The organism is Saccharothrix stipae (assembly GCF_054781895.1).
In genome coordinates, this window is the sequence record NZ_BAAGTN010000007.1 from 592,007 (window position 1) to 616,451 (window position 24,445).

Annotated in this window: 25 protein-coding genes; 11 read left to right on the top strand and 14 right to left on the bottom strand. The window is 70.8% G+C overall.

Translation table 11 applies throughout. From position 1 onward, the window contains the following. Positions 1 to 6: 6 nt before the first annotated feature. Positions 7 to 723 (bottom strand): beta-phosphoglucomutase family hydrolase, encoded by a 717-nt coding sequence (locus ACYVLT_RS15470; protein WP_461121131.1) that lies wholly within the window; start codon positions 721 to 723, stop codon positions 7 to 9. Between the two features lie 156 nt (positions 724 to 879). Between ACYVLT_RS15470 and ACYVLT_RS15475 the strand changes: the two genes are divergently transcribed. Further along, positions 880 to 2,187, top strand: coding sequence for an NAD(P)/FAD-dependent oxidoreductase (locus ACYVLT_RS15475; protein ID WP_461120869.1), 1,308 nt, complete (start codon positions 880 to 882; stop codon positions 2,185 to 2,187). Positions 2,188 to 2,190: 3 nt separating this feature from the next. On the opposite strand, the gene ACYVLT_RS15480 is transcribed toward ACYVLT_RS15475, so the two are convergent. From ACYVLT_RS15480 to ACYVLT_RS15490, 3 genes are all read right to left on the bottom strand, one after another. Beyond that, complete coding sequence (locus tag ACYVLT_RS15480; RefSeq protein ID WP_461120870.1) at positions 2,191 to 2,511, bottom strand: DUF3140 domain-containing protein; 321 nt, start codon at positions 2,509 to 2,511, stop codon at positions 2,191 to 2,193. Between the two features lie 85 nt (positions 2,512 to 2,596). Further along, positions 2,597 to 3,214, bottom strand: a complete 618-nt coding sequence (locus ACYVLT_RS15485) for an SRPBCC domain-containing protein (RefSeq protein WP_461120871.1) — start codon at positions 3,212 to 3,214, stop codon at positions 2,597 to 2,599. Beyond that, positions 3,211 to 3,555: an ArsR/SmtB family transcription factor gene (locus tag ACYVLT_RS15490; RefSeq protein ID WP_461120872.1), complete on the bottom strand. Its 345-nt coding sequence runs from the start codon at positions 3,553 to 3,555 to the stop codon at positions 3,211 to 3,213. Before ACYVLT_RS15490 ends, ACYVLT_RS15485 begins: the two co-directional genes overlap by 4 nt. A 116-nt stretch (positions 3,556 to 3,671) precedes the next feature. On the opposite strand from ACYVLT_RS15490, the gene ACYVLT_RS15495 reads away from it, so the two are divergent. From ACYVLT_RS15495 to ACYVLT_RS15505, 3 genes are all read left to right on the top strand, one after another. After that, complete coding sequence (locus ACYVLT_RS15495; protein ID WP_461120873.1) at positions 3,672 to 4,319, top strand: hypothetical protein; 648 nt, start codon at positions 3,672 to 3,674, stop codon at positions 4,317 to 4,319. A 200-nt stretch (positions 4,320 to 4,519) separates the two neighbouring features. Beyond that, positions 4,520 to 5,221, top strand: coding sequence for a sunset domain-containing protein (locus ACYVLT_RS15500; RefSeq protein WP_461120874.1), 702 nt, complete (start codon positions 4,520 to 4,522; stop codon positions 5,219 to 5,221). Positions 5,222 to 5,325: 104 nt separating this feature from the next. Then, entirely contained in the window at positions 5,326 to 6,042 is a 717-nt protein-coding gene (locus ACYVLT_RS15505; RefSeq protein WP_461120875.1) for an ATP-binding protein, read from the top strand. 10 nt (positions 6,043 to 6,052) lie between these two features. Here ACYVLT_RS15505 and ACYVLT_RS15510 read toward each other — a convergent pair whose 3' ends face one another. The 4 genes from ACYVLT_RS15510 to ACYVLT_RS15525 form a co-directional block, all read right to left on the bottom strand. Further along, entirely contained in the window at positions 6,053 to 6,400 is a 348-nt protein-coding gene (locus ACYVLT_RS15510; RefSeq protein WP_461120876.1) for an STAS domain-containing protein, read from the bottom strand. An 84-nt stretch (positions 6,401 to 6,484) separates the two neighbouring features. Next, entirely contained in the window at positions 6,485 to 7,030 is a 546-nt protein-coding gene (locus ACYVLT_RS15515) for a hemerythrin domain-containing protein (RefSeq protein WP_461120877.1), read from the bottom strand. Between the two features lie 45 nt (positions 7,031 to 7,075). Then, entirely contained in the window at positions 7,076 to 8,080 is a 1,005-nt protein-coding gene (locus tag ACYVLT_RS15520; protein WP_461120878.1) for a C40 family peptidase, read from the bottom strand. An 846-nt stretch (positions 8,081 to 8,926) separates the two neighbouring features. Beyond that, the gene (locus tag ACYVLT_RS15525; RefSeq protein ID WP_461120879.1) at positions 8,927 to 9,724 is read right to left on the bottom strand and encodes a PfkB family carbohydrate kinase; all 798 of its coding nucleotides are present in this window, start codon (positions 9,722 to 9,724) and stop codon (positions 8,927 to 8,929) included. A gap of 186 nt (positions 9,725 to 9,910) precedes the next feature. Here ACYVLT_RS15525 and ACYVLT_RS15530 point away from each other — a divergent pair, with 186 nt between their 5' ends. Further along, positions 9,911 to 11,143 (top strand): lytic polysaccharide monooxygenase, encoded by a 1,233-nt coding sequence (locus tag ACYVLT_RS15530; protein ID WP_461120880.1) that lies wholly within the window; start codon positions 9,911 to 9,913, stop codon positions 11,141 to 11,143. Further along, positions 11,143 to 11,688: a hypothetical protein gene (locus ACYVLT_RS15535; protein WP_461120881.1), complete on the top strand. Its 546-nt coding sequence runs from the start codon at positions 11,143 to 11,145 to the stop codon at positions 11,686 to 11,688. Before ACYVLT_RS15530 ends, ACYVLT_RS15535 begins: the two co-directional genes overlap by 1 nt. Before the next feature lie 10 nt (positions 11,689 to 11,698). Here the strand turns inward: ACYVLT_RS15535 and ACYVLT_RS15540 are convergent, their stop codons facing one another. The 5 genes from ACYVLT_RS15540 to ACYVLT_RS15560 form a co-directional block, all read right to left on the bottom strand. Next, positions 11,699 to 12,742, bottom strand: a complete 1,044-nt coding sequence (locus tag ACYVLT_RS15540) for a LacI family DNA-binding transcriptional regulator (RefSeq protein ID WP_360464201.1) — start codon at positions 12,740 to 12,742, stop codon at positions 11,699 to 11,701. Between the two features lie 399 nt (positions 12,743 to 13,141). Further along, entirely contained in the window at positions 13,142 to 14,185 is a 1,044-nt protein-coding gene (locus tag ACYVLT_RS15545) for an endo-1,4-beta-xylanase (protein WP_461120882.1), read from the bottom strand. A gap of 59 nt (positions 14,186 to 14,244) precedes the next feature. Next, the gene (locus ACYVLT_RS15550) at positions 14,245 to 15,063 is read right to left on the bottom strand and encodes a carbohydrate ABC transporter permease (protein WP_461120883.1); all 819 of its coding nucleotides are present in this window, start codon (positions 15,061 to 15,063) and stop codon (positions 14,245 to 14,247) included. After that, positions 15,060 to 15,881, bottom strand: coding sequence for a carbohydrate ABC transporter permease (locus ACYVLT_RS15555; RefSeq protein WP_461120884.1), 822 nt, complete (start codon positions 15,879 to 15,881; stop codon positions 15,060 to 15,062). The genes ACYVLT_RS15550 and ACYVLT_RS15555 overlap by 4 nt, the downstream gene beginning before the upstream one ends. 32 nt (positions 15,882 to 15,913) lie before the next feature. Further along, the gene (locus tag ACYVLT_RS15560) at positions 15,914 to 17,209 is read right to left on the bottom strand and encodes an extracellular solute-binding protein (protein ID WP_461120885.1); all 1,296 of its coding nucleotides are present in this window, start codon (positions 17,207 to 17,209) and stop codon (positions 15,914 to 15,916) included. A gap of 193 nt (positions 17,210 to 17,402) precedes the next feature. Between ACYVLT_RS15560 and ACYVLT_RS15565 the strand changes: the two genes are divergently transcribed. From ACYVLT_RS15565 to ACYVLT_RS15580, 4 genes are all read left to right on the top strand, one after another. Beyond that, a complete protein-coding gene (locus ACYVLT_RS15565) occupies positions 17,403 to 18,392 on the top strand; it encodes a LacI family DNA-binding transcriptional regulator (protein WP_360464215.1) in 990 nt (329 codons plus the stop codon). Beyond that, complete coding sequence (locus tag ACYVLT_RS15570) at positions 18,386 to 20,785, top strand: beta-xylosidase/alpha-l-arabinosidase (protein ID WP_461120886.1); 2,400 nt, start codon at positions 18,386 to 18,388, stop codon at positions 20,783 to 20,785. The genes ACYVLT_RS15565 and ACYVLT_RS15570 overlap by 7 nt, the downstream gene beginning before the upstream one ends. 7 nt (positions 20,786 to 20,792) lie before the next feature. Continuing rightward, on the top strand, positions 20,793 to 20,951 hold the full coding sequence (locus ACYVLT_RS15575; protein ID WP_461120887.1) for a hypothetical protein: 159 nt from the start codon (positions 20,793 to 20,795) through the stop codon (positions 20,949 to 20,951). Positions 20,952 to 21,096: 145 nt separating this feature from the next. Next, positions 21,097 to 22,236 carry a serine hydrolase domain-containing protein gene (locus ACYVLT_RS15580; protein WP_461120888.1) on the top strand — a complete coding sequence of 380 codons (1,140 nt, stop codon included), beginning with the start codon at positions 21,097 to 21,099 and terminating at the stop codon, positions 22,234 to 22,236. Positions 22,237 to 22,285: 49 nt separating this feature from the next. Here ACYVLT_RS15580 and ACYVLT_RS15585 read toward each other — a convergent pair whose 3' ends face one another. Next, positions 22,286 to 23,254 carry an acetylxylan esterase gene (locus tag ACYVLT_RS15585; protein ID WP_461120889.1) on the bottom strand — a complete coding sequence of 323 codons (969 nt, stop codon included), beginning with the start codon at positions 23,252 to 23,254 and terminating at the stop codon, positions 22,286 to 22,288. Between the two features lie 103 nt (positions 23,255 to 23,357). Here ACYVLT_RS15585 and ACYVLT_RS15590 point away from each other — a divergent pair, with 103 nt between their 5' ends. Continuing rightward, the gene (locus tag ACYVLT_RS15590; RefSeq protein WP_461120890.1) at positions 23,358 to 24,380 is read left to right on the top strand and encodes a LacI family DNA-binding transcriptional regulator; all 1,023 of its coding nucleotides are present in this window, start codon (positions 23,358 to 23,360) and stop codon (positions 24,378 to 24,380) included. Positions 24,381 to 24,445 lie beyond the last annotated feature (65 nt).

Genomic DNA, 24,445 nt, shown 5'->3' on the forward strand with positions numbered 1-24,445 from the left:
AACCGGTCACAGCAGCTCCGCGAGGTCTTCGACGACGACGTCCGCGCCGTTCGCGCGCAGCGCCTCCCGCTGGCCGGTCCGGTCGACGCCCACCACGTGCCCGAACCCGCCCGCGCGACCGGCCGCCACGCCCGCCAGCGCGTCCTCGAAGACGGCCGCGTGCTCCGGGTTCACGCCGAGCAGCCGCGCGCCGGCCAGGAACGAGTCCGGCGCCGGCTTGCCCTTGAGCCCGTCGCGGCTGATGACCACGCCGTCCACCAGGGCCTGCACGAACGGGGACAGGCCCGCCGCGTCGAGGACCTTGCGGGCGTTCGCGGACGAGGTCACCACGCCGATGCCCAACCCCTCGTCCTCGACGGCGCGCAGGTAGGGCACCGTGCCCGCGTAGGGCATCACGCCTTCGTGTCGGATGATCGCCTCCAGCAGGTCGTTCTTGCGGTTGCCGACGCCGTGCACGGTGTCGCGGTCGGGCGGGTCGTCGGGCTCGCCCTCCGGCAACGTGATGCCGCGCGAGGACAGGAACTCCCGCACCCCGTCGTAGCGCGGCCGACCGTCCACGTACTTGATGTAGTCCGATTCGGCGAACGGCGCTTGGTCGCGCGGGTGCAGGAAGTCGTCGAAGGTGCGCCGCCAGGCACGGCGGTGCAGCACGGCCGTGCTCGTGAGCACGCCGTCGAGGTCGAAGAGGCAGGCGGTGATCGCGTCGGGCAGTCCCAGGGCCATGGTCATTTGTCTACCCCTTCTCGGTCCGGGGTACCCGCCGGCGGAACGGACTTCGGACCCGGACTCCGGAACCGGGCTCCGGACCGGACTCCGGACTTGGACCCGGAGACGGCATCGGACGGGTGTCGGACGGGCGTCGGCGGAGGGATCCAGGTCATGGGCAAGCCACGCGTGCTGGTCGTCGGAACGGGTTTCGCGGGCTACCACTGCCTGCGTGCGCTGGAACGAGTGCTCCCGGCCGACGCCGCCGAGTTGGTGGCGGTCAACCCCACCGACTACATGCTCTACGTGCCGCTGCTGCCCGAGGTGGCGGGCGGCACGCTCGACCCGCGCCGGGTGGCCGTGCCGCTGCGCCCCAAGCTGCCGCGCACGCGGCTGGTGCAGGCGCACGCCACCGGGCTCGACCTGGCCGCGCGGACGTGCACCGCGGTGGACGTCGAAGGGCGTGAGCAGGTCCTGGAGTGGGACCGGCTCGTGCTGACGGCGGGCTCGGTCACCCGGTTGATGTCGATCCCGGGCGTGGCCGACCACGCGTTCGGGCTCAAGTCGGTCGCCGAGGCGGTGTTCCTGCGCGACCACGTGCTGCGGCAGGTCGAGCTGGCCGAGCAGGCCACCGACCCGGCCGAACGGGCCGCGCGGGCGACGTTCGTCGTGGTCGGCGCCGGGTACACCGGCACCGAACTGGTGGCGCAAGGCCAACTGCTGACCAGGTCGGCGTTGCGCGGGCGCAACGGGTTGACGGAGTCCGAGGTCAAGTGGGTGCTGGTGGACATGGCACCGCGGGTGCTGCCCGGGCTGGACGACCGGCTTTCCGGGCCCGCCGCGCGGGTGCTGCGGGCACGCGGCGTCGACGTGCGGCTGGAGACCAGCGTCGAGGAGGTCACGGCCGACTGCGCCCGGTTGACCGACGGCAGCCGGATCCCGACCCGCACGCTGGTGTGGTGCGTCGGCGTGCGGCCGGACCCGCTGGTGGAGTCGGTCTCGCTCGCCACGGTGAAGGGTCGGGTCGTGGTCGATCCCACGCTGGCCGTGCCGACGCACCCGCACGTGTTCGCGGCCGGTGACGTGGCGGCCGTGCCGGACGTGTTCAACGACGGCAAGCCCACAGCGATGACCGCGCAGCACGCGCAGCGCCAGGGCAAGCTCGCCGGGCGCAACGTCGCGGCCTCCCTCGGCCACGGCGACGTGGGCACCTACCGGCACCGCGACCTCGGGTTCGTGGTCGACCTGGCCGGCTCGCAAGCCGTGGCCAACCCCCTGCACGTGCCGCTCACCGGCCTGCCCGCGAAGGTGGTGGCGCGCGGCTACCACCTGCTGGCGATGCCCGGCAACCGGCTGCGAGTGGCCGTCGACTGGCTCACCGACCTCGTCGCCCGCCGTCAGGTCGTGCAGTTCGGACTGGTCCCCGAGGCGGGCGTGCGGTTGGGCGACGCCGAAGCAGTCGTCCCCTCCCACCGGGGGTGAGGCTCACGCCGGCTTGAGCGGGTCGTGGCCGATGGACATCAGCCGGTGCCTCCAGTGCGCCTCGCCCGCCGTCGGTTCCAGGTCCTCGCGCCGCTGCTCGTGCACCCGTTCCACGACCTTGCGCATCACCTTGACGTCCTCGGTGGTCAGGTCCGTGCGTCGCTTGCGCAGCACCCGGAGCACGTCCTGACCGGTCGGCGTGCCGGCCTGGTCCGGCAGGGTCTCGCTGTTCTCATCCGCCGAGCGGGTGCGCAGCCAGTCCTCCAGTTCGTGCGAGGTCATGTTCACTACGCGGTGGAACTCGTCCCACAGGGTGTCGGTCATGGGGGAGAGGGTTGCCGCTGCGCGGCCGGGTGAAACTGTGTCGGATTGCGCCGCCTCCGGCGTCGCGGGCGAGGTCGCGTCGGGGTTAGATGAGGTCGGGGGCGTATTGGGCCTTGGCGGCGGTGACGGCGGCGGCCAGGTCTTCGTCGGTGGCGGTGCCGGAAGTCTTGACGGCGGTCTCCCAGGCGGCGATGGAGCCCAGGTTGAACTGTTGGGTCTCGGGGGTGTTGGCGGCGGCTACCGGGTCGGTGCCCTCCTCGACCTCGCCGGCCAGGAAGAGGGCCAGGCCGAGCAGTGCGCCGTCCCAGCCGGGGCCGACGTACAGGGCGCCCGCGCCGCTGCCCGCCATCGCCTTCGGCACGGTGTGCTCCAGCTCGACGGTCGTCTGCTCGTCGTCGTCCTCGGTGAGGCGCAGTTCCACGATGCTGGTCTCGGCGCCGAACGTCACGCGCAGCAGCTTCGGCGGCGCGCAGGTCAGGATGTCGCCGCCCGCGTTGCCCTCCAGCTGGAAGTTCCCGCCCTCGCGCAGGTCGCCGCTGACCGGCAGGAACCAGCGCTTGAGCCGGTCGGGATCGGTCACCGCGTCCCACACGTCCGCCGCGGTCGCGTCGTAGGTCCGGCGCAGCAGCACGCCGATCGTGTCGTCCGAGCCCGCGCTCACCTCGCGGTGGATGGCCTTGAGCTGGTCGGCGATGTCGATCACTGTTCTTCCTCCCTGAGTCGCCTCTCGCGCTTTCCGCGCGCGAGTTCGGTGGCCAGCGCGTCGAGGTGCCCGCTCCAGAACCGGCGGAACCGGTCGAGCCACTCGTCCACCTCGCGCAGTCCCTGGTCGTCCACCGCGTAGAGGCGCCGGGTGCCCTCGGCGCGGACGCGGGCGAAGCCGTTCTCGCGCAGCACCCGCAGGTGCTGGGAGACGGCGGGCTGCGAGATGCCGAACTCCCGGCGGACCACCTCCGTGACCGCGCCCGAGGTCAGCTCGCCGTCGGCGAGCAGCTCCAGGATGCGGCGGCGGACCGGGTCGCCGAGTACGTCGAACGCGTGCACGACCTGTATCTTTCAGGCCAGGCTTATATAAGTCAAGTCTAAGACTCGGGAATTGTCGGTGGTCGGTGGCACTATCTCGAACGGATGTTCGGTACGCGTTCGAAGGGAGCCATGCGATGCGTGTTCGACTCGATCCCCGTCAGTGGCCCGGCCGTGTCATCCCCGAGACCGACGCCGAGATCGACACGGCCGTCGAGGCGTTCTGCCTGCGCGCGACCTGGCCCGATGCCCACCGCGCCGCCGTGCGCCGGGTCGTCGAGCCGTGGTTCGGCGAGGGGTGGAGCGTCGATGCCCTGCTCGCGGCGGTCGACCGCAGGCCTGACGGCACCAGGCAGGGCAGCCCGAGAAGCCGCGACCAGGTAGCGCACGACTTCCTCCGTGCGCGACTGAGGTCGTGGTGGCAGGGGGGCGCGCAGCGAGCGCGCCCCCCGGTGGCGGGTATGACGCTGGGCGCCTGGTGGCGCGTCAACCGGCGCAACGCCCGCCTGACCCAGCCGCGTGCCGCGCGGCCGTTGAGCGCGGCGGGCACCTTGGCGCGCGAGCAGTCGCGGGAGCGGGTGCGGGCGAGGCTCAAGGATCCGGTGGAGCGGACCCGCGAGCTGGCGCGGCGCCGGCAGGAGGTGCTCGACAGCCTGTTGGTGCCGGGCCAACGGGTTCCGACGTTCGAGGACGCCCGCAGACTGCTGGTCGACGTGCGGCTGCCCGCGCACCCGGTGTGCAGCCGGTGCGGGTGCAGGCAGGGGGTGCTGCCGAACGCCGCCTGACGCGTCCTTAGTCTGTGGTTCCCGACACGGTGAATTCGGCCGACGGGTCGTGCGCTTTCGGGTCGAGCTCGTGGTGTGGGCGTCGTGACTTCGGGCGGCAACGCCCACGGTGCCCGACCTGCCGACCGAGGTGTGCGCGGCTCGTCGTGACGCGTCCGGTCGACGTCCTGTTCCGCAAGCTGTGGCCGTAGGAGTTGGCAGTGTCCTGGTTGTTCACCATCGTTTTGTGCGTGGCGGCGTTCCTGGCGGGCGCGGCGGTCGTCTGGCTGCGTCTCAACCCCACCATCCGTGACCTGCGCGCCCAACTCGACCAGGCGGCCGCTCCGGCACAGCCCACGGCCCAGGATGAGCCGATCAAGCCCGTCACCGAGGTCGAGCCGGTCACGAAGGTCGAGCCGGTCACGGAAGTCGAGCCGGCCACCGAGGTCGAGCCCAGCACCGAGGTCAAGCCTGCCGCCCCGGCCGAGCCCGCTGCTCAGGTGAAGCCCGCCGAGGTCGAGCCCATCGCCCAGGTTGAGCCCGCTGCCGAGGCCGAGCCCGTCGTCGAGGTTCCTGCCGCCGTCGTCGTGGTCCCGGAGCCTGCCCCGGCCGCTGAAGCCACCCCCGAGCCCGAGGTCGTTTCGGAGCCGGAGGTCGTCCAGGTGCCCGAGGCCGCCGAGCCCGTGGTCGTGCTGGAGCCGGAGCCCGCAGCGCCGGCAGCGGTCGAGGAAGTCGTTGTCGCGCCCGTCGCGGAGGAGTCGGAGGTCAAGGCCAACTCCAAGTCGATGATCTTCCACACCCCCGACTCGCCGTACTACAAGCGCATGAAGGGCGACGTCACGTTCCGCTCCGTCGCCGAGGCGGAGCGCGCCGGCTACACGCAGTGGACCCCGAAGTCCAAGGTCGCCACGTCCGCGCGATGAGTTGGGCCGTTCGGAGCACCTTGTCGTTGCGCCGAAGCGAATAGGGACGGCCTCGTTCGGGTATGCAGCGATCAGGGGGACCTGATACCGACGCGAGGCTCGACGTGACCGCGCTACCGCTCCACCGCACCGACATCGACGGCGCGGTGGTGGTTCGCCCGACCGGCCGGCTCGACCTGACCACCTATCGCGCGCTGCGCGACGGGCTCCTCGAGTGCGCGGTGGACGAGCCGACGGCCGTCATCGTGCGGCTGGGCGAGGGCTTCGAGTGCGCGACGCCCGCGTTCATGTCGGTCTTCGCCACGGTGTGGCTGCGCGTGGCGGAGTGGCCGGGCGTGCCGGTGATGCTGGTCGGCGAGTCGCCCGGCCACCGGGAGGCGCTCGCCGGCGGCGTGGGCGGGGTGCCGCGGTTCAGCGCCCTCAACGCCGCCCTGGCCGCCGTCGAACACCCTCCCGAACGCAGGCGCGACGAAGTGCACCTGCCCGGTTCGTTGATCAGCGCGCGGCTGGCGAGGCACTTCGTCCGGCGGGCCTGCGAGCGCTGGCGCGTGACCCATCTGGTCCACGACGCGGTGACGGTGGCCACCGAACTGGTGGAGAACGCCGTCCGGCACGCCCGTTCCGCCCCCGTCCTGCGCCTGGAACTGCGTGGTCCCCGGCTGACCATCGCGGTGTGCGACGACAGCCCGGACCCGCCCGCGACACCGAAGGGCGAGTCGGACAGCCGGGGCATCACGATCGTGTCGTCGCTCAGCCGGACCTGGGGCTGCTCACCGTGGCCGCGCGGCGGCAAGGTCGTCTGGGCCGTGCTCGACGACTGACAGCCGGGGCTCAGCTCGCCTCGCTCGCCGCCGTCACGATCGTGAAGTGCTCGGTGAGGTCGGTCAGTTCCAACGGGTGCAGCACGACCTTCGTCGTCGCCACCAGCCGCAGCGCCGTGCCCGCCGCATCGCACGCCGCGCGCAGCCCGATGAGCATGTTGATGGCGCTCGAACCGAAGAACGTGACGCCGGACAGGTCGAGCACCAAGGTGCGGCCCGCCTGGCCGAGTCTGCGGTGGACGTACTCCTCGACCACCGGTGCCGTCGCCATGTCGAGCTCGCCCGTCACGGCGACGACCACCACGCCCGTCGACTCCTCGCGAGCCGCGAGCGTGATGGCGTCGGTGAAATCGTCCATGTCCACCCCTGGGTGTGGTCGGCAGAGTGCGGCTGTCTGCTCAACCAACGCCCAGCCTAGGCCCAGGGGAGTCGTGAGCGCCCGTCAGGATGGGTGCAGTTCCTTCTCCAATTGCGACTTGCTCATCCCCGAGGCACCGGACAGGCCGGCGTTGCGCGCCTGGGTCAGCAGTTCCTCCCGGGTTTCCTCACCCGGCCGGTCGCCCATGTGCCGGGCCCGGCTCGCCGCGAACGCGCGCCCGAGCTCCTCGCGCCGCTCCTCGGTCAGCCGCTCGCGCATGCCGGGCAGCACCGACGACTCCTCTTCCTCGACGTGGTGCGTCACGGCGTCGACCAGCTCGCGCAGCGCGTCGTCGAACGCCGCGGAGGTGGGGTCGGTCTGAGCGAGCTTGAGCAGCAGCTGCTCGGCCTCGGCGTGCTCCTCCTGGCTGTGCTCGACCTCGTCGGTCTCGCCGGCCTCGTCCTTGGCGACCGGGTAGACCTCGGCCTCCTCGGCGCGGCTGTGCGCGGTGAGCACGGCGGACAGCACGGGCACCAGCAGAGGGCGCTTCTCCGGGTGGTCCTTCAGCTCGGCGAACAGCCGCTCCACCTCGCGGTGGTCCTGCATGATCAGATCGACTACGTCGGGCATGTCGTCCTCCGTCACGGGTCGTGGCGCAGGTGTAGTACCCCGGAATCAGCCGATCACGCGCCGGATGACGTTCACCGGTCCGATCGACTCGATGTCCTGGACCTTGACCGGCACGCCCTCGGTGGACGCGTGCACGGCGCGGATGCCGTCGATCGCCATCGCCACGTGCGTCTGGCCCGAGTAGTAGATGATCAGGTCGCCGGCCTTCACGTCGTTGCGCGACACCGACCGGCCGATGGTGGCCTGACCGTACGTCGTGCGCGGGATCGCGATGCCGACCGATCGGTACGCCGCCTGCATGAGGCTGGAGCAGTCCCACGTGTCCGGGCCGTTCGAGCCGTACACGTACCTCTTGCCGCGTTGGGCCAGCGCGAACGCCAGCGCCTGACCGGCCTTGCCCGCCGGTACCGGGATCGCGCTCATGTCGCCCGCGTTGTTCAACGCCGCGCGCTCCGCCGCGCTCAGCGAGCGGTAGGCGTCGCGCGCCTCGTTGATCTGTCCGTCCAACGCGGCCTTGCGCTGGTCGATGTCCGCGATGGCCTTGTTCGCGGCGTCGGCGGCCTCGTTGGCGCGGTGGGCCGCGTCGTTGGCCAGGTCGACGGCCGCGCTGAGGCCCTGCAACGCCTCCGCGTTGTCGCCCGCCAGCACGCCGAGCGCGGACATGCGGTTGAGGAAGTCCTGCTGCGAGTCGCTGACGAGCAGTGCCGACAGCTGGTTGAACCGGGCGCCCTCGAAGGAGGCCTCGGTGAGCAGGTCGACCTGGCCGCGCAGCGCGTCCTGCGCCTGCTGGGCCGTGGAGAGGTCGCGGTTGGCCTGGTCGAGCGCACCTTGGGCGTTGGCCAGGGATTCCTGAGCGCGGAGGTGCTCTTCGTTCAGCGCCTCGGCCTGGTGGGAGAGGTCGGTGTACTTCTTCAACGCCTCGGAGGCGTTGGGCGGCACCTCGGGGTCCGCCGCGGCATGGGGGAGGGGCATTGCGACGCCGACCAGCGCGGAGACGGCAGACGCCGTCAGGGCTGCGCGGACGGTGCGCTGAGCGGATTTCGACGCCACGGTCGCGCGGTCCTCCTTGAAGCCGGGTGGGAGCCCCGATCGGGTTACACCCGCTCAGGTCTCGGACAGGTTACGGAACCGCCCGACGCCCGTCCATCAGGGGTCCGTTTCCGTGCCGGTACAAAGATCAAAAGCAACATCATAAAGATCAAAAGCGTCCTCGCCGGACGGGCAGATCAGCAGGATGACGGGATTGGGCGGTCGACTCCCGTCCCAGCGGGTGCCGGGGTCCGTGTCATCCCGCCGACCTCCACAAGGGCAACCACACGTGTCAAGGGGGCCGTTCCAGCCCATCGTTCCTGTTGGGTCGGAAGGTGCCCCCTTGACACGTGCGGTAGGGCTGCGCCAGGTCGGCGGGATGACACGGACCCCTCCTTTGAGAGAAACCCGCCAGTGGACGACCGGGGTCTGGCCTCATGCCGTTGCGTCGTTGTGCCGCTGCTCTTCTCCCCAAAGGGAGGGCTTCGTGTCATCCCGCCGACCTGGCTTTGCCCTACCGCGCGTGTCAAGGGGGCGGGGTTCGGGCTTGCCCGGTGTGGGTCTCCTGCCGCCCCCTTGACGCGGGTGGTAGCCCGGAGGGAGGTCGGTGGGATGGCACGGAGTCCGGACCCACGACGAGACCGGGGCAGGACCGGGTAGTCGGGGTCATCCTGCTGATCTGCCCGTCCGGCGAGGACGCTTTTGATCTTTTCGCCTTGGTCTTTGCCCTTGCTCAGCCCCTGGCCGCGAGGTCATACAAGCCCGTGAGATCCGTCCGCCCCCCAGGATGGCGAACCGCACGACCCGCAGCAGCGGTAGCAAGGCGACCGGCGTCCGTCGGATCATCACCGCGCGCCAAAGCCACCGTCAAAGCGCCACGAACGCGTCACCGCCCCCGGTCGTGTCCGCCACCTCTTCCTCCGTCAACGGGACCACCTCCGTCGACGGGTCCGTCGGTGATCCCGTCGACGGGATCACCGCCGAGTCCCCGCTCCACACCACCACGTTCGCCTCACCCGGCACCTCCAGCGCCACCACCGACGGGCCACGTCCCAGCAGCTCGCGCCCCGCCCGAACGGCCGCCTCCGTCCCGCTGATCGACAGCCCGGTCAACGCCTCCGCCTCCCGGTGATCGGCACGCACCACATCGGCAGCCGCCAGGAGTTGGGCGGCAAGACCGTCGGGCGCGCCGTCCAGCACGACCAACCCGCCCGCCGCGCGGACCGCCGCCAACGCCGCCTCGGCCGGCTGCTCCAGCTGCACGATCACCGCGTCCGCCCCGGCCAGCATCGCCGAGGCGGCGCGGACGTCCTGCGGCGTGACCAACGTCGGGCCGGGGATGTCCTCCAAGTACCGGTACTCGCCGTCGCACACGACGTCCACGATGAGCGCCGTCCGGGTGCCCTCCCGGCACACCACCGCGGTCGTGGCTACGCCGTCCGCGTCGAGCTGCTGGACCAGCAGGCGGCCCTCCCGATCATCCCCGACGACGCCCACCAGCGCCGCCGTTGCGCCGAGCTGCCTGGTGCCCCGGGCGATGTTCGCGCCCTTCCCGCCGAGCATTTCGCGACGTTCCAGCACCCCCGCGCTGCCCCCGGATCCGGGCACCTCCGGCACCACCAACACCAGGTCACGGGCTATCTGACCGACCACCGCGATCCGCATGTTCGAGCGGTACCCGGTGGCCACCAGTTGAAACGAGCCGTTGACGTGGCGTCACCAGGAATGCGATCGTGATTCTGGGAGCGCTCCCAGTTTCATGGTTCACAGATCACCGTCGATCTGAAGGAGAGGTCCTTGCGACTCAAGCGCTTTGGGGCGTTGGCTGTTGCCGCGCTCGGTATCGTCGGTGTGACCAGCGTCTTCGTCCAGAGCGGCGTAGCGGTGGCACACGGGTCGATGACCTATCCGCCCAGCCGCACCTACGCCTGCTACGAGGACGGCAGGATCGGGGGCGGCGGCGGCGACTTGAACCCGACGAACCCGGCGTGCGTCGCCGCGGTGCAGATCGGTGGGAAGCAGCCCCTGTGGGACTGGTACGGCAACCTGATCAGCCTGGCCGGCGGCAGGCACCGCGAGATCATCGCCGACGGCGACCTGTGCGGGCCGACCACGAAGTACGACGCCTACAACCTGACCCGCAGCGACTGGCCGGTGACGACCCTGCGGGCGGGCGCGTCGATCAACTTCAAGTACAACGCCTGGGCACCGCACCCCGGCAGGTGGGACCAGTACGTCACCCGGGACGGCTTCGACGTCACCCAGCCGTTGAAGTGGTCGGACCTGGAGCCCGCGCCGTTCGACAGCATCACCAACCCGCCGCTGGGCAGCGGCGAGTACTCGTGGAACGGCACCCTGCCCAACAAGAGCGGCCGCCACATCATCTACTCGATCTGGCAGCGCAGCGACAGCCCGGAGGCGTTCTACAGCTGCTCGGACGTCAACTTCACCGGTGGCGGCGGCGGTGACACCCAGGCGCCGACGGCGCCCGGCACGCCCACCGCGACCGCGTCCTCCAACTCGGTGGCGTTGAGCTGGTCGGCGGCCTCGGACAACCAGGGCGTCACCGGCTACCAGGTCTACCGCGAGGCGGGCGCCAACGACGTGGCGGTCGCGACGAGCTCGGGCACCACGGCGACGGTCACCGGCCTCACCGCGGACACGGCGTACCAGTTCTACGTGGTGGCACGGGACGCGGCGGGCAACACCTCGCCCCCCTCGGCGGTGGTGTCGGTCCGGACCACCACTGGTGGCACGACCCCGGGCGCGTGCGCGGTGACCTACAGCGTGCCCAGCTCGTGGTCCGGCGGCTTCACCGCGAACGTGTCGGTGAAGAACACGGGCACCGGTGCGGTCAGCGCGTGGCAGCTGGTCTGGGACGTCCCGGCGGGTCAGGGCATCACCCAGGCGTGGTCGGCGGAGGTCGCCGTCGCGTCGGGCAAGGCCACCGCGAAGGGCGCCAGCTGGAACCAGAACATCCAGCCCGGCCAGACGGTGAGCTTCGGGTTCAACGGCTCGTCGCAGGGGACGCCGACGAACCCGACGTCGTTCGCCCTCAACGGCGCTTTGTGCGCCGCGGCCTGATGTTCTGGCGATGCGCGGCCCTGGTCGCGCTCCTGGTGGGGTCGGTCGCCTGCTCTTCGGCGGCGACCGGCTCCACCGGCCTGGGCTCCAACGCCCTCGGCCCGCCGCTGGCGACGCCGTCGGAGGTGGGGGACTGGGTGCGGGAGAAGACCGGGCAGTGCGACGACGTGGTGCCGCGGACGATGGAGGAGTTCGCCGAGTTCGTCGGCCCGTTGCGGGCGGCGCTCTACGCGCCGTACGTGGCGGAGTGGGCGACGTGCGAGGCGGGGCCGTACCAGCGGCTCGGGCTGGTGGTGTTCCAGCGCGAGAAGCTGGCCGACTTCCAGCGCTCGTGGCAGGGAGCGATGTCGTCCGGCGAGGTGTCGGACAACCCGGACTTCGGGTTCGGCAACGGCTTCGCGTTGAGCGGCACGCTCGGCTTGGAGTTGTTGGGACTGCACGAACTGCGTTGCACACCGGTGGGAACCGGCGAGGACGTGGGACACACCCTGCCCGCGGAGGCGGAGGGGTGCACCTACGTCCAGAAGCCGGGTCACCACCACTAGAGGCGGCTCGTCAGCGTGGCGCGGCGGTGCTCTGACGCACCACCAGCGTGGTGGCAAGCTCGATTCGGCGGTGTTCGGGCTCTTCACCACGTGCCAGCGTGATGGCGAGACGGGTGCCCGCCGCGGCCATGTCCTGCAGCGGCTGTCGGACCGTGGTCAGCGGCGGGCCCACCCACTGCGCCACCGGGAGGTCGTCGAAGCCGACGACGCTGAGGTCTTCCGGGATGCGCAGGCCGGCGGCGCGTGCGGCTTCGTAGACGCCGAGGGCCTGCAGGTCCGACCCGGCGAACACCGCCGTGGGCGGGTCCGGCAGGTCGAGCAGCGGTGCGAACTGGGCGCGCCCGGACTCGACGTGGAAGTCGCCGTAGCGGACCAGGTCCGGGTCGAACGCCAGGCCCGCGGTCTCCAGCGCGGCGCGGTAGCCGTCGACGCGGGCGCGGCTGCACAGGACGCGCTCCGGACCGCCGATCATGGCGATGCGCCGGTGGCCGAGTTCGATCAGGTGCCGGGTGGCGGTCAGGCCGCCGTTCCAGTTGGTGGCTCCTATAGAGGGCGTTTCCAGCTGGGGTTCGCCGATCGGGTCGACCACGACGACCGGGATGTCACGCGCGCGCAGCTTGGCCAGCTGCGAGGACGTGAGGTCGGAGAAGACGGAGATCACCGCCAGCGGCTTGCGCGCGATGACCCCTTCGAGCCAGCCGTGGCCGGGGGTGAGCCTGCCCTGGGACTCCGACAGCACCAGCGCCAGGCCCTGCTCGGCGGCGACCTGCTCGGCGCCGCGGATGATCTCCAGGGCCCAGGCGCTCTCCAGCTCGTGGAACATCAGTTCCACCAGGTTGGACCGCCGCGACCGCTCGTCCGCCCGCCTCTGGTAGCCGTGCCGCCGGATGATCGCCTCGACCCGTTCCCGGGTGTGCGGAGCGACGTCCGCGCGACCGTTCATGACCTTCGAAACAGTCGGAACCGAGACCCCTGCCTCCGCCGCGATGGCGGCGATGGTGATCTTGCCCGAGGCTGTGCCATCCGAGGGTGACGGGTCGGCTTTGGTCGGCATGGAGGCAGTCTACGACAGCTCCGCCCAGTTCCGGCCGCTAGACGCGGGGGAGCGGAGGTAGGTTGTTCGTCACTCGGCGCCCGCGTAACACGTTCGAAACAATCGAAGTTTGAATCGAAAGTGTCGAATGTCCGGTTGATCCACCGGCCGTTCAGCTCACGTTACCGCAACGCGGAACGCACCGGACCCACCAAATGAGATGTCCTGAGCGTTGAATTCGGGGGTCCTGAACGTAGGACACGCGCGTTCCGAACGTAGGACACGCGCGACGTGAAGGTACGACTCACGCGGCGTGAGCGTAGGACTCTCGCGCGAGTCGTACGTTCAGGTCCCGTGAGTCGAACGTTTGGGGAGGGGCTCGGGCCCGCCGGGAGAGTGGCGGGCCCGAGCCCGGTCGGGTCAGCCCCGGCGGCGCGTGCCGCCGAACGAGAGGTCGTCGCGCATGGCCCGGTAAGCGGGCTTGGCGGCGAAGTTCTCGTCGAGGATGTTGGCCGCACCTTCACCCTCGAACCACCCAGGCACCCAGGAGTACTTGTCCGTGTACCCCCAGACCGTGAACGACAGGCAGCGAGGCGTCAGCAGGCAGGCCTTGAGCATCGTGCTGTAGACGTTCGCCTGCGCCTGGAGCTTCACCGAGTCGGACGGCATCACCATCCGCACGTCGGCCTCCGTCACCGCGGTGCGCAACCCGAGCCGGTCGAACCGCCCCAGGTTCTCCCGCATCGTCTGCGGTGCGTAGCCCGCGGTGTGGTGGGCCTGCACGCCGACGCCGTGGATCGGCACACCCTGCCGCTTCAGCTGCTTGACGAGGTTGTACACGCCGTCGCTCTTGGCGTTGACGTCCTCGACGTTGTAGTCGTTGTAGAACAGCAGCGCGCCGCGATCGGCCTCGTGGGCCCACCGGAACGCGTCCGCGATGTAGCCGGGGCCGAGAGCCCGCAGCCAGACGGTGTCACGCAGCGTCCCGTCCTCGTTGAACGCCTCGTTCACCACGTCCCACTGCCAGACCTTGCCCTTGAAGTGCCGGACGGTGGTCTGGATGTGGTTCTTCAGCACCGAGCGCAGCTCGGTGGCGGGCAGGCTCGACAGCCACGACGGGTTCTGGTTGTGCCAGACCAGCACGTGGCCGCGCACGGTCTGCCGGTTGGCCCGGGCGAACGCGATCAGCTCGTCCGCCGGACCCCAGTCGTACTGCCCGCGGGTCGGTTCCAGGACCTCCCACTTCATCACGTTCTCGGCCGTGACGCTGTTGAACTCCGACGCGATCCGCTCCCGGTACACCTGGTCGTTCGCCAGCGCCGCCATGTCGACGGCGGTGCCGATGCCCAGGTCGTGACGTGCCGCGAGCTGCCGGAGCGTCGGCTCCGGCGCCGCTGCCGCCGCGGGTGCGACGGCAGCGGCCAACGATCCGACGACGGCCAGAACGAGTGCGACCTTGCGCATGAACGTTCCTCCCAAGCCAACGAGCCGGAGAAAACCTGGACCTACTTGCCGAACCAGACCTACTTGCCGAAACCGGCCGTGAGGCCGCTGAGCAGGAACCGCCGCCCGATCAGGTACACCGCGAAGATCGGCAGCACGGACAGCGTCACGGCCGCGAGCAGCGCGGGCACGTTCGTGCCGAACTGCCCCTGGAAGTCCCACAACCCGAGGGTGAGCACCCGCGACGATTCCGACTGGGTGAGCACCAACGGGAAGAGGAACCCGTTCCACGCGTTGAGCGCCGTGTAGACGACGACCGTCATGATCGCCGGCCGCGCCAGCGGCAGGACCAGCGACACGAGCACCCGCATCGGGCCGGCGCCGTCGATCGCCTGCGCCTCGTACAGCTCGCGCGGCACGTCACGCAGGCTGTTGACCAGCACCAGCATCGCCACCGGCAGCGCGAACGCCGCCGTCGGCAGGATGACCGCGGTCAACGTGTCGTACAGCTGCATCCGGGTGATCATCAGGTACACCGGGATGATCGTCGCCTGCGCGGGGATCGCCAACCCCATCAGGAGCAGGGTGAACCCGCGCTGCACGAACGGGCTGGTGTTGCGCACCACCGCGTACGCGGCGGGCACGGTCACCAGCACCACGATCGCCACCGTCACGACGGTCACGATCACGTTGTTCAGCAGGTACTGGCCGAAGTTGCCGGTCAGCACGGTGACGTAGTTGTCCAGCGTCAGCGCGTCCGGCACCTCCCACGCGCTCTTGCCCAGGTACTCGGAACGCGTGCGCAGCGACACCGTGACCAGGTAGAGCAGCGGTCCGACCACGATCGCCAGCCACACCAGGGCGAACAGCCCGGCGGGCCAGTTGGGACGAGACTTCACGACCCCTCCTGCTGGCTGCTCATCGAGCGGAAACCGCTCCAGCGCATGACCGCGAGCGACAGCGCGGTGCCGAGCACGACCAGCACGACCGCGATCGCGCTCGCGTAGCCCATCTCGAAACCCTTGAAGCCGGTGATGTACATGTGCAGCGGCAGGATGCGGGTCGCGGTGCCCGGTCCGCCGCCGGTGAGGATCAGCACGGTGTCGAACGTGGTCAGCGAGCCGACCAGCATGAGCACCGACGACGTGACGATCGTGTACCGCAGCTGCGGCAGCGTGATGTGCCGGAACTTGCTCACCCGCGAGGCGCCGTCGATGGTCGCCGCCTCGTACAGCGAGGGCGGCACCGCCCGTGCCGCACCCTGGTAGAGCAGCGTGTGGAACGGGATGAACTGCCAGGAGATCACGAGCACCACCGTGTAGAGCGCGATGTCGGGATCGCCCAGGAACTGCGGTCCGCCGACGAACGCGCCGAAGTTCGGTTCCATCAGGGCGTTCCACAACAGCGCGATAGCGGTCGTGGACAGCAGCAGCGGGAGGAAGAAGATCGAGCTGAGCACCGCCCTGGACCACTGCTTGCCGGCCGCCCAGACCCCGATCAGCAACGCGATCGGGGTCTGGACGAGCCACGACACGACCATCAGCACCAAGGTCCGCCACACCGACGCACGAGCTTCGGCGTCGTCGAGCAGCCGGGACCAGTTCTCGCCCCCGGTGATCGCAGGCGTGCCCAGACCGTCCCAAGCCGTGAAGCTCAGGTAGATCACGAGCAGCATGGGCAACGCGGCGAACAGGGCGAAGAATCCGAACGCCGGCACGGCATACCAGGCCGAAGGCCGCTGGGACGACATCAGCGCGCGGCCACCGCGTCGACGAACTGCTGCGGCGAGACCTTGCCCAGGAAGAACTCCTGGAGCTGGGTCAGCATGAACGTGGCGTCATCGGCGGGCAGGTCCTGGTCCCAGGACAGCTGGAAGTTCTTCGAGTCCAGCACCAGCTCGTAGATGTACGACGCGTACTCCGGGTTCGGCGACTTCTTGAGCTTCTCCTCGGCGCCCACCACCGGCGGGACGTCACCGGCCTCGATCAGCGCCTCGATGTAGGAGTCCTTGTGCAGCTCGCTCGTGACGAACTTCTTCGCCGCGTCGAGGCTCTTGGAGTCCGCGGTCGCGGAGTAGAAGTTGCTCACGTTGCCGACGAGGTTGGCCGCGTCGCCCTTGCCGCCGGGGATCGACGGGAACGCCACCCAGCCCAGGTCGCCGTTCTTCACGAAGTCCGGGCTCTGGTCGAGCTGGTTGGTGTACTCCCACGAACCCATGAGGTGCATCGCGGCCTTGCCCTGCGCCATGATGGTCGACGCGCCACCGGCGTCGTAGCCGACGGAGGCGAAGCTGGTGCCGAACGCGCCCCGGTCGATCAGCTCCTTGAGCTTGGTCAGGGACTCGACCACGGCCGGGTCCTTCCAGCCCGCGGGACCGGAGTCACGGATGTTCTTGAACACCTCGGGACCCGCCACGCGGTCGAGCACGTACTCGGCCCACATCAGCTCGGTCCACGCCTGGTTGCCGGCCAGGGCGATCGGGGTGATGCCCTTGCCCTTGAAGGTGTCGACCAACGAGAGCAGGTCGTCCCACGTGGTCGGCGGCTGCGCGCCCGCGTCGGTGAAGACCTTCTTGTTGAAGAACAGCAGCACCGGCTGCATGCCGCGCATCGGCACGCCGTAGTACTTGTCGCCGAGCTTCGCGCCGTCCAGCACGCTGGGGATGAACGCGTCCTTGGCGGCCTTGTTGTCGTTCAGCACCTGCGTGAGGTCGGCCACCTTGCCGGCGTCGACGTACTCCTTGAGGTTGCCACCACCCCAGTTGAAGAACAGGTCGGGCGCCTGCGGCGAACCGATGGCGACCCGGAGCCGCTGCTTGTAGGGGTCGTTGCCGAACGTCTCCAGCGAGGCGTTGCCGCCGCCCGCCTTGAACGAGTCGATCGACTTGTTCTCGATCTTGTTGAGCACCGGGTCCTCAAGCGCCCAGATCTTCAGTGCGCCTGCGTTGGTCTCGCCCGGACCGGACGTGCCACACGCGGACACCACTGCTGTCACGGCGACGAGCCCCATCGCGATGAGGGGACGCACCCATGAACGGCGGGACATGCGACCGCCACCCTTCTGCCACGCTGCGGATTTGTTCGCGGCATCGAAATATTTCGAAACATCCACGACTTGCGCAGACCTTAGGCGGGTGTCCAACCGGTGTCAAGCGTCACCATTCGGCGTGTCTGACTCATGTTTCTGCACGTCAGGAGGTCACTCTTGTGTTTCGATCGAGTTTCGATACTATCGGGACATGCGTCGAGCCACGTTGGCCACGATTGCCGCAGCAGCGGGGGTGTCTCTCCCGACGGTGTCCAAAGTCCTCAACGGGAAGGACGACGTCGGCGCGGAGACCAGGGCTCGTGTGCGGCAGTTGCTCGCCGAGTACGACTACGTGCCGGTGGGGTCCCGTCGGGCCTCCGGCCACCTGCTGGTGGACCTCGTGTTCACCGCCCTGGACAGCCCCTGGGCGGTGGAGATCATCCGCGGCGTCGTCGACACCGGACTGCACGTCGTGGTGTCGTCCACGGACAAACCCCGTCAGCACACGTCGTGGGCGGCGTCGCTGGTCGAGGCCAGGCGCGCGGGAGCGCTGCTGGTCACCTCCCAGCTGACCGCCGCCGACCGCCGGGTGCTGGCCAACTCCCGCATCCCCGTCGTGGTCATCGACCCGGTCGACCTGCCGCAGCCGAACGTGCCCAGCGTCGGCGCGACCAACTGGGCGGGCGGCCTGTCGGCCACCGAACACCTCCTGCGCCTCGGCCACCGCCGGGTCGGCGTCATCGGCGGACCGGCCGGGATGCTGTGCAGCCGCGCGCGGGTCGACGGCTACCGGGCCGCGCTCGACCGCGCGGGCATCGCCTTCAACCCGGAACTGGTCAAGCACGGCGATTTCAAGCACGAGGGCGGGTTCCGCCGCGCGGCCGAGCTGCTGGCGCTGCCGGACCGGCCGACGGCGATCTTCGCCGGGAACGACGAGCAGGCCTTAGGGGTGATCGAGGCGGCCCGGGTCGTCGGGCTGTCCGTGCCGCACGACCTGAGCGTGGTCGGTTTCGACGACCTGCCGGTCGCGGTGTGGTCCTCGCCCGCTCTCACCACCGTGCGCCAGCCACTGACCGAGATGGGCCGCCACGCGGGCCGGATGCTCGCCGACCTGATCGCCGGTCGCCCCGTGGAGACCGAACGCGTGGAACTGGCCACCGAACTCGTCGTCCGATCGTCAACGAAGGAGCCGCCGTGCTGAACCCCTGGGCCGATCCCGGTAAGCCGACCGGAGAGCGCGTCGCCGCCCTGCTGGCCGAGCTGACCCTGGAGGAGAAGCTGGCCCAGTTGGTGGGCGTGTGGGTGGGAATCTCCGACGGCGAGGAGGTCGCACCCGCGCAGCACGAGTTCGCCGAGCCGCTGCCGCCGTGGGACGAGCTGACCAAGCCCGGCCTCGGGCAGCTGACCCGCGTGTTCGGCACCGGGCCGGTCGACCCGCTGGTCGGCGCGAAGGTGCTGGCCGAGACGCAGCGCAAGCTGGTGGCCAACACCCGGTTCGGCATCCCGGCCATGGCGCACGAGGAGTGCCTGTCCGGTTTCACCGCCTGGCAGGCCACCGTCTTCCCGACCCCGCTCGCGTGGGGCGCCTCCTTCGACCCGGAGACGGTCGAGCGGATGGCACGCGAGGTGGGTCTCGTGATGCGCGACGTCGGCGTCCACCAGGGATTGGCGCCGGTGCTCGACGTGTCGCGCGACCCGCGCTGGGGGCGCACCGAGGAGACCATCGGCGAGGATCCGTACCTCGTCGGTCTCCTCGGTGCGGCATACACCAAGGGCCTGGAGTCCAGCGGCATCGTGGCCACGCTCAAGCACTTCGCGGGCTACTCGGCCTCGCGCGGCGGGCGCAACCACGCGCCGGTGCACATGGGCCCGCGCGAGTTCGCCGACGTGGTGCTGCCTCCGTTCGAGATGGCGTTGCGCCTGGGCGGCGCCCGCTCGGTGATGAACTCCTACGCCGAGGTCGACGGCGTGCCGCCGGCCTCGGACTCGGTCCTGCTCACCGGCCTGCTGCGGGACCAGTGGGGCTTCACCGGCGTGGTGGTCGCGGACTACTTCGCGGTGTCGTTCCTGGAGACCGCGCACGGCATCGCGGGCTCGCCGGGCGAGGCCGCCTCGCTGGCGCTGGCCGCCGGCATCGACGTCGAGCTGCCCAGCGTGCGCTGCTTCGGCGAGCCGCTGGCCGAGCTGGTGCGGTCCGGCGAGGTGGACGAGGCGCTGGTGGACCGCGCGGTGACCCGCGTGCTGACCCAGAAGTGCGAGCTGGGCCTGCTGGACGAGGGCTGGCAGCCGGAGTCGCCCGCCGTGCTGCGCGGCGAGCCGGTCGACCTCGACCCGCCCGCCCTGCGCGACCTGGCCCGCACCATGGCCGAGCGCTCCGTGGTGCTGCTGGACAACGCGGCCGACGTGCTGCCGCTGCGCGACGCGGGCAAGCTCGCCGTGGTCGGCCCGTGCGCGGACGACCTGCTGGCGCTGATGGGCTGCTACGCGTTCCCGAACCACGTCGGCGTCCAGCACCCCGAGGTGGCCCTGGGCGTCGAGATGGACACGATGGTGCAGGCCGTGCTGAAGGAGTTCCCGGGCGCCGTGGTCACCACCGCCAAGGGCTGCGAGGTCGACGGCGACGACCGGTCGGGCATCGAGGACGCCGTCGCGGTGGCCCGTGAGGCCGACGTGGTGCTGGCCGTGCTCGGCGACCGGGCCGGGTTGTTCGGCCGGGGCACGTCCGGCGAGGGCTGCGACGCAGAGGACCTGAACCTGCCCGGCGTGCAGGGCGAGCTGCTCGACGCGCTGCTGGCGCTGGACGTGCCGGTCGTGCTGGTGCTGCTGACCGGCCGCCCGTACGCGCTGGGCAAGTACATCGGGCCCGCCGCGGATCCGCAGGCCGCAGAGGACGTGGATGCGCAGCCCGCCGCAGAAGTCGATGCGCGGCCCGCCGCAGGATTCACTGCGCGGCCAGCCGCGGTCGTGCAGGCCTTCTTCCCCGGCGAAGAAGGCGCGGGCGCGGTCGCCGGTGTGCTCAGCGGGCGCGTCAACCCGTCCGGCAAGCTGCCCGTGCAGGTGCCGCGCGGGTCCGGCGGCCAACCGACCACCTACCTGCACCCGCCGCTGGGCGGTCCGGGCGGGGTCAGCTCGGTCGACCCGTCGCCCGCCTACCCGTTCGGGCACGGCCTGTCGTACACGACGTTCGAGCTGTCCGACTTCGCCGCGGGGCAGGAGTTCCCGGCCGACGGCGAGGTCGAGGTGTCGTGCCTGGTGCGCAACACCGGTGACCGGCCCGGCGCCGAGGTCGTCCAGCTCTACCTGCACGACCCGGTCGCGAGCGTCACCCGCCCGGTGCGCCAGCTCGTCGGCTTCGCGCGGGTCGACCTGGAGCCGGGCCAGGCCACCGGGGTGACGTTCCGGCTGCACGCCGACCGCACCTCGTTCACCGGTCGCGACGGCCGGCGCGTGGTCGAGACCGGCGAGGTCGTGCTCCAGGTCGGCTGCTCGAGCAAGGACATCCGCTGGGAGCACTCGGTGCGGCTCACCGGCGAGCAGCGCGAGGTCGGCTACGACCGCGTGCTGGTGACCCCGGTGACCACCACGTCACGGTGAGGTGACCATGAGGTTGGCGCCGCTGCCGGTGCCGCCGGCGCTGCTCGTGCCCACGCGCGAGTTCCGGTCGGTCGGCCCCACCGCGGTGGCCCGAGAGCTGGTCGTGGACACGGGAGGCCTCAGGCCGAGCTGCCTGAGGCCCTCGGAGAGCCGCCGAGTCCACTGACCGGGCTGGGGCGTGAGGGGACTATGGCGGTGGTCCCCTCACGCCCCGCCGAACCGCGGCCCCACCTGCGCGTGCCGCGGAGCACGAAGTGGTTGGCACGCCCGGCTATCGTGACCGCGGGTCACGGTGCCGGAGGAGGAGCCACATGCTTGGCACGGTCGCTGCGGGGTACGAGGGCGTGCGCGAGGAGTTCGCGGAGTTCGTCGCCGGGGAGCGCGAGGACTACGCGGGCCAGTTGGTCGCCTACGTGCGCGGCGAGCTGGTCGTGGACCTTTGGGCAGGTCCCGGGTTCACGGCCGACACGCTGACCGGGGTGTTCTCCTCCACCAAGGGCGCGGCGTACCTCGTGGTGGCGCTGCTGGTGCAGGACGGCGTGCTGGATCCCGACCAGCGGGTGAGCCACTACTGGCCGGAGTTCGCGGCGGAGGGCAAGCAGGACATCACGCTGCGGGAGCTGCTCTCGCACCGCGCGGGCCTGGTCGGCGCGGACGCCGGGTTCAGCCTGGAGGAGCTGGCCGACGACCGGCTGATCGCGGCACGGCTCGCGGGCCAGCGGCCGTACTGGCGACCGGGCACGGCGTTCGGCTACCACGCGTGGGTGATCGGCGCGCTGACCGGCGAGGTGGTGCGGCGCGTGACGGGGCGGAGCATCCAGGAGCTGTTCGAGGAGCGGGTCCGGGCGCCGAACGGCCTCGACTTCTACCTCGGGCTGCCGGACGAGCTGGAGCCGCGTTTCGCGACCACGTTGCCCATGCTGCCGACACCGGAGCAGCAGGCCGAGATCGACGCGGACGTGACCGGGGTCGAGAGCCTGGGCGGGATCGCGTTCAACGAACACCGTGCCGACGCGCCCGAGCTGTGGGACTTCCCGAACCAGCGGATCGCCAGGGCGCAGGGCCAGGCGTCGGCGGGCGGTGTCGCGTCGGCACGAGGTCTGGCCGGCATGTACGCGGCGGCCACCACGGGGCTGAACGGCAGGGCACCGCTGCTGAAGCCGGACACCATGGCGGAGTTCGCGCAGGTCCAGTCGATCGGGTACGACGTCGTTTCGCGCGTCCACAAGGCTTTCGGGCTGGGGTTCAGCGCCGTGGTGGACTTCTACCCGTTCCTGGGGCAGGGCGCGTTCGGGCACAGCGGCGCCGCGGGCAGCCAGGCGCTCGCCGATCCCCGCAGCGGTCTGGCGTACGGCTACAACCGGCGCCGCTACGCCTATCCCGGCGGCGCGGCACCGGAGAACGACCGGCTGCTCCGCGCCTGCGTCACGGCCGCGCGCGCGACCCGGTGAGTGGCCCGGCCGAGCGGGCCACCTCGCCGGTCACGCATCAATAAGGCACTCAGAGGTGCGCGCGCAGGTGGCGGAGCTTGCGCTCGTCGTGCACCCGAGGCGTGGTGTGGCCGCTGAACGGGAACACCGCCATCTCCTTCGGCGCGGTGATCTCGTTGTACGCCGCGTACACAGTGGACGGTGGGCACACCTCGTCCATCAGGCCTACGCTCAGCAACGACGTCGCGGTGATCCGCTTGGCCAGCAATGCCCCGTCCACGTACCGCAGCGTGTCGAGCGCGGCCGGGATCAGGTCGACGTGCTGGGCGAGGAACGCGGCGATCTCCGCGTACGGCTCCTCGCCGGTGAGGGTGATGGCCCGCTGGAAGTCGCACAGGAAGGGCACGTCGGCGTGGCAGACCTTCACCGCCTCGCCGTTGAGCGCCGCGGCGGCCAGGGCCAGCCCACCGCCCTGGCTGCCGCCGGACACCGCGAGCCTGGTCTCGTCGACCCCGTCCAGGGCAGCGGCCACCTCGACGGCACGGGCCGCGTCCACCATCAGCCGCGTCACGTAGTAGGTCTCGGGGCTGGCGATGCCGCGCGTCATCACGCCGGGGTACTCGGGGCCGGCGAGACCGGAGTCCGGGGTGGCGCCGAGCGTCCACCGCCCGCCCTGGCCGCGGGTGTCCATCACGAACACCGCGTACCCGACCGACGGCAGCAACGCGTGCTCCGACGGCAGGCCGCGCCCGCCGCCGTAACCGATGTAGCAGACGACCGTGGGCAACGGCCCGATGCCGGAACCGGCGGGGCGGATGTACCAGCCGCGCACCCGGTCGCCGCCGTAGCCGGAGAACTCGACGTCCCAGACCGAGAGCGGTCCGTAGGCGTCGGCCGCGTACGGGGTCAGCACCGGCGGCAACGCGGCCGCGTGGGCCTCCTCCAGCCGGGACTTCCACCACAGGTCGAGGTTGTCCGGTTCGGCGGTGGTGGTCCGGTACTCGGCGAGTTCCCGTTCGGAGAGGTCGAACCAGGGCACGGCAGTCCCCTTTCGTCATCCGTTAAGCGCTTAATTACCCTACCGGGCGGGGCCGTCCCATCAGCGGTCTAGACTCGATGATCACCGACCGAGGAGGGCGCGGGTGGTAGGCAAGCGACCGACCATCTCGGACATCGCCAAAGCCGCGGGCGTGTCCACCGGCGCGGTCTCTTACGCGCTCAACAACCGGCCGGGAGTCTCCGAGCCGACCCGTCGCCGGATCATGGACATCGCCGACCGCCTCGGCTGGGTGCCGAGCAGCGCCGCCAGGTCGTTGAGCGACGGGCGCGCGAACGCGATCGGGCTGGTGGTGGACCGGCCCGCGCGGGTGATCGGCGTGGAGCCGTACTTCATGCAGTTGATCTCCGGCATCCAGGGCGCGCTGGCGGGTGGGCCGACGTCGTTGCTGCTCCAGGTGACGGACAACTCGGCGGCCGAGCTGGCGGCGTACCGGCGGTGGTGGGGCGAGCGGCGGGTGGACGGCGTGCTGCTGGTCGACCTGGTCCAGAACGACCCGCGGGTGGAGTTGGTGCAGGAGCTGCGGCTGCCCGCGGTCGTGCTGGGCGAGCCGGTCGTGCCGGACCTGCCGTGCGTGTGGACCGACGACGAGCTGGCCGTGGTGGAGGTGCTGGAGTACCTGGTGGCGCTGGGCCACCGGCGAATCGTGCGGGTCGCGGGGCCGACGAAGTTCGTGCACACCCAGACCCGCTCCCGTGCGTTCACCACCGCCGCCGCGCGGTTGGACCTGGCCGAGGCGCGGGTCGTGCACGCCGACTACTCCGACGAGGCCGCCGCCCGCGTGACCCGGCGCGTGCTGACCAGCGGCACCCCGCCCACGGCCCTGGTGTTCGACAACGACGTGATGGCGGTGTCGGCGCTGGGCGTGGCGCACGAGCTCGGTCTGACGGTGCCCGACCAGCTGTCCCTGGTGGCCTGGGACGACTCGGCCCTGTGCCGCCTGGTCCGCCCTGCCCTGTCGGCCGTCCGCCGCCCGATCGCCGAACGCGGCGCCGCCGCCGTGCGCCTGCTGCTGGACGTGATCAACGGCGCCCCGGCCGAGCAGGTGAAGACCTCGGACCCCGAACTGGTCCCCCGCTCCAGCACCTCCCACCCCCCACCTCTCTAACCCCCCAACCCACGAGAGTCCAACCCCCAACCCGCGCGTGTCCTACGTTCAGAACGCGCGTGTCC

What these genes read in the sequence shown, in the direction of transcription:
- ACYVLT_RS15540 (WP_360464201.1), bottom strand. Translation starts at nt 12,742, where the DNA reads ATGCCGACCAAAGCCGACCCGTCACCCTCGGATGGCACAGCCTCGGGC.
- ACYVLT_RS15580 (WP_461120888.1), top strand. Translation starts at nt 21,097, where the DNA reads ATGCTTGGCACGGTCGCTGCGGGGTACGAGGGCGTGCGCGAGGAGTTC.
- ACYVLT_RS15565 (WP_360464215.1), top strand. Translation starts at nt 17,403, where the DNA reads ATGCGTCGAGCCACGTTGGCCACGATTGCCGCAGCAGCGGGGGTGTCT.
- ACYVLT_RS15525 (WP_461120879.1), bottom strand. Translation starts at nt 9,724, where the DNA reads ATGCGGATCGCGGTGGTCGGTCAGATAGCCCGTGACCTGGTGTTGGTG.
- ACYVLT_RS15515 (WP_461120877.1), bottom strand. Translation starts at nt 7,030, where the DNA reads ATGCCCGACGTAGTCGATCTGATCATGCAGGACCACCGCGAGGTGGAG.
- ACYVLT_RS15470 (WP_461121131.1), bottom strand. Translation starts at nt 723, where the DNA reads ATGGCCCTGGGACTGCCCGACGCGATCACCGCCTGCCTCTTCGACCTC.
- ACYVLT_RS15480 (WP_461120870.1), bottom strand. Translation starts at nt 2,511, where the DNA reads ATGACCGACACCCTGTGGGACGAGTTCCACCGCGTAGTGAACATGACC.
- ACYVLT_RS15475 (WP_461120869.1), top strand. Translation starts at nt 880, where the DNA reads ATGGGCAAGCCACGCGTGCTGGTCGTCGGAACGGGTTTCGCGGGCTAC.
- ACYVLT_RS15510 (WP_461120876.1), bottom strand. Translation starts at nt 6,400, where the DNA reads ATGGACGATTTCACCGACGCCATCACGCTCGCGGCTCGCGAGGAGTCG.
- ACYVLT_RS15560 (WP_461120885.1), bottom strand. Translation starts at nt 17,209, where the DNA reads ATGTCCCGCCGTTCATGGGTGCGTCCCCTCATCGCGATGGGGCTCGTC.
- ACYVLT_RS15495 (WP_461120873.1), top strand. Translation starts at nt 3,672, where the DNA reads ATGCGTGTTCGACTCGATCCCCGTCAGTGGCCCGGCCGTGTCATCCCC.
- ACYVLT_RS15535 (WP_461120881.1), top strand. Translation starts at nt 11,143, where the DNA reads ATGTTCTGGCGATGCGCGGCCCTGGTCGCGCTCCTGGTGGGGTCGGTC.
- ACYVLT_RS15545 (WP_461120882.1), bottom strand. Translation starts at nt 14,185, where the DNA reads ATGCGCAAGGTCGCACTCGTTCTGGCCGTCGTCGGATCGTTGGCCGCT.
- ACYVLT_RS15575 (WP_461120887.1), top strand. Translation starts at nt 20,793, where the DNA reads ATGAGGTTGGCGCCGCTGCCGGTGCCGCCGGCGCTGCTCGTGCCCACG.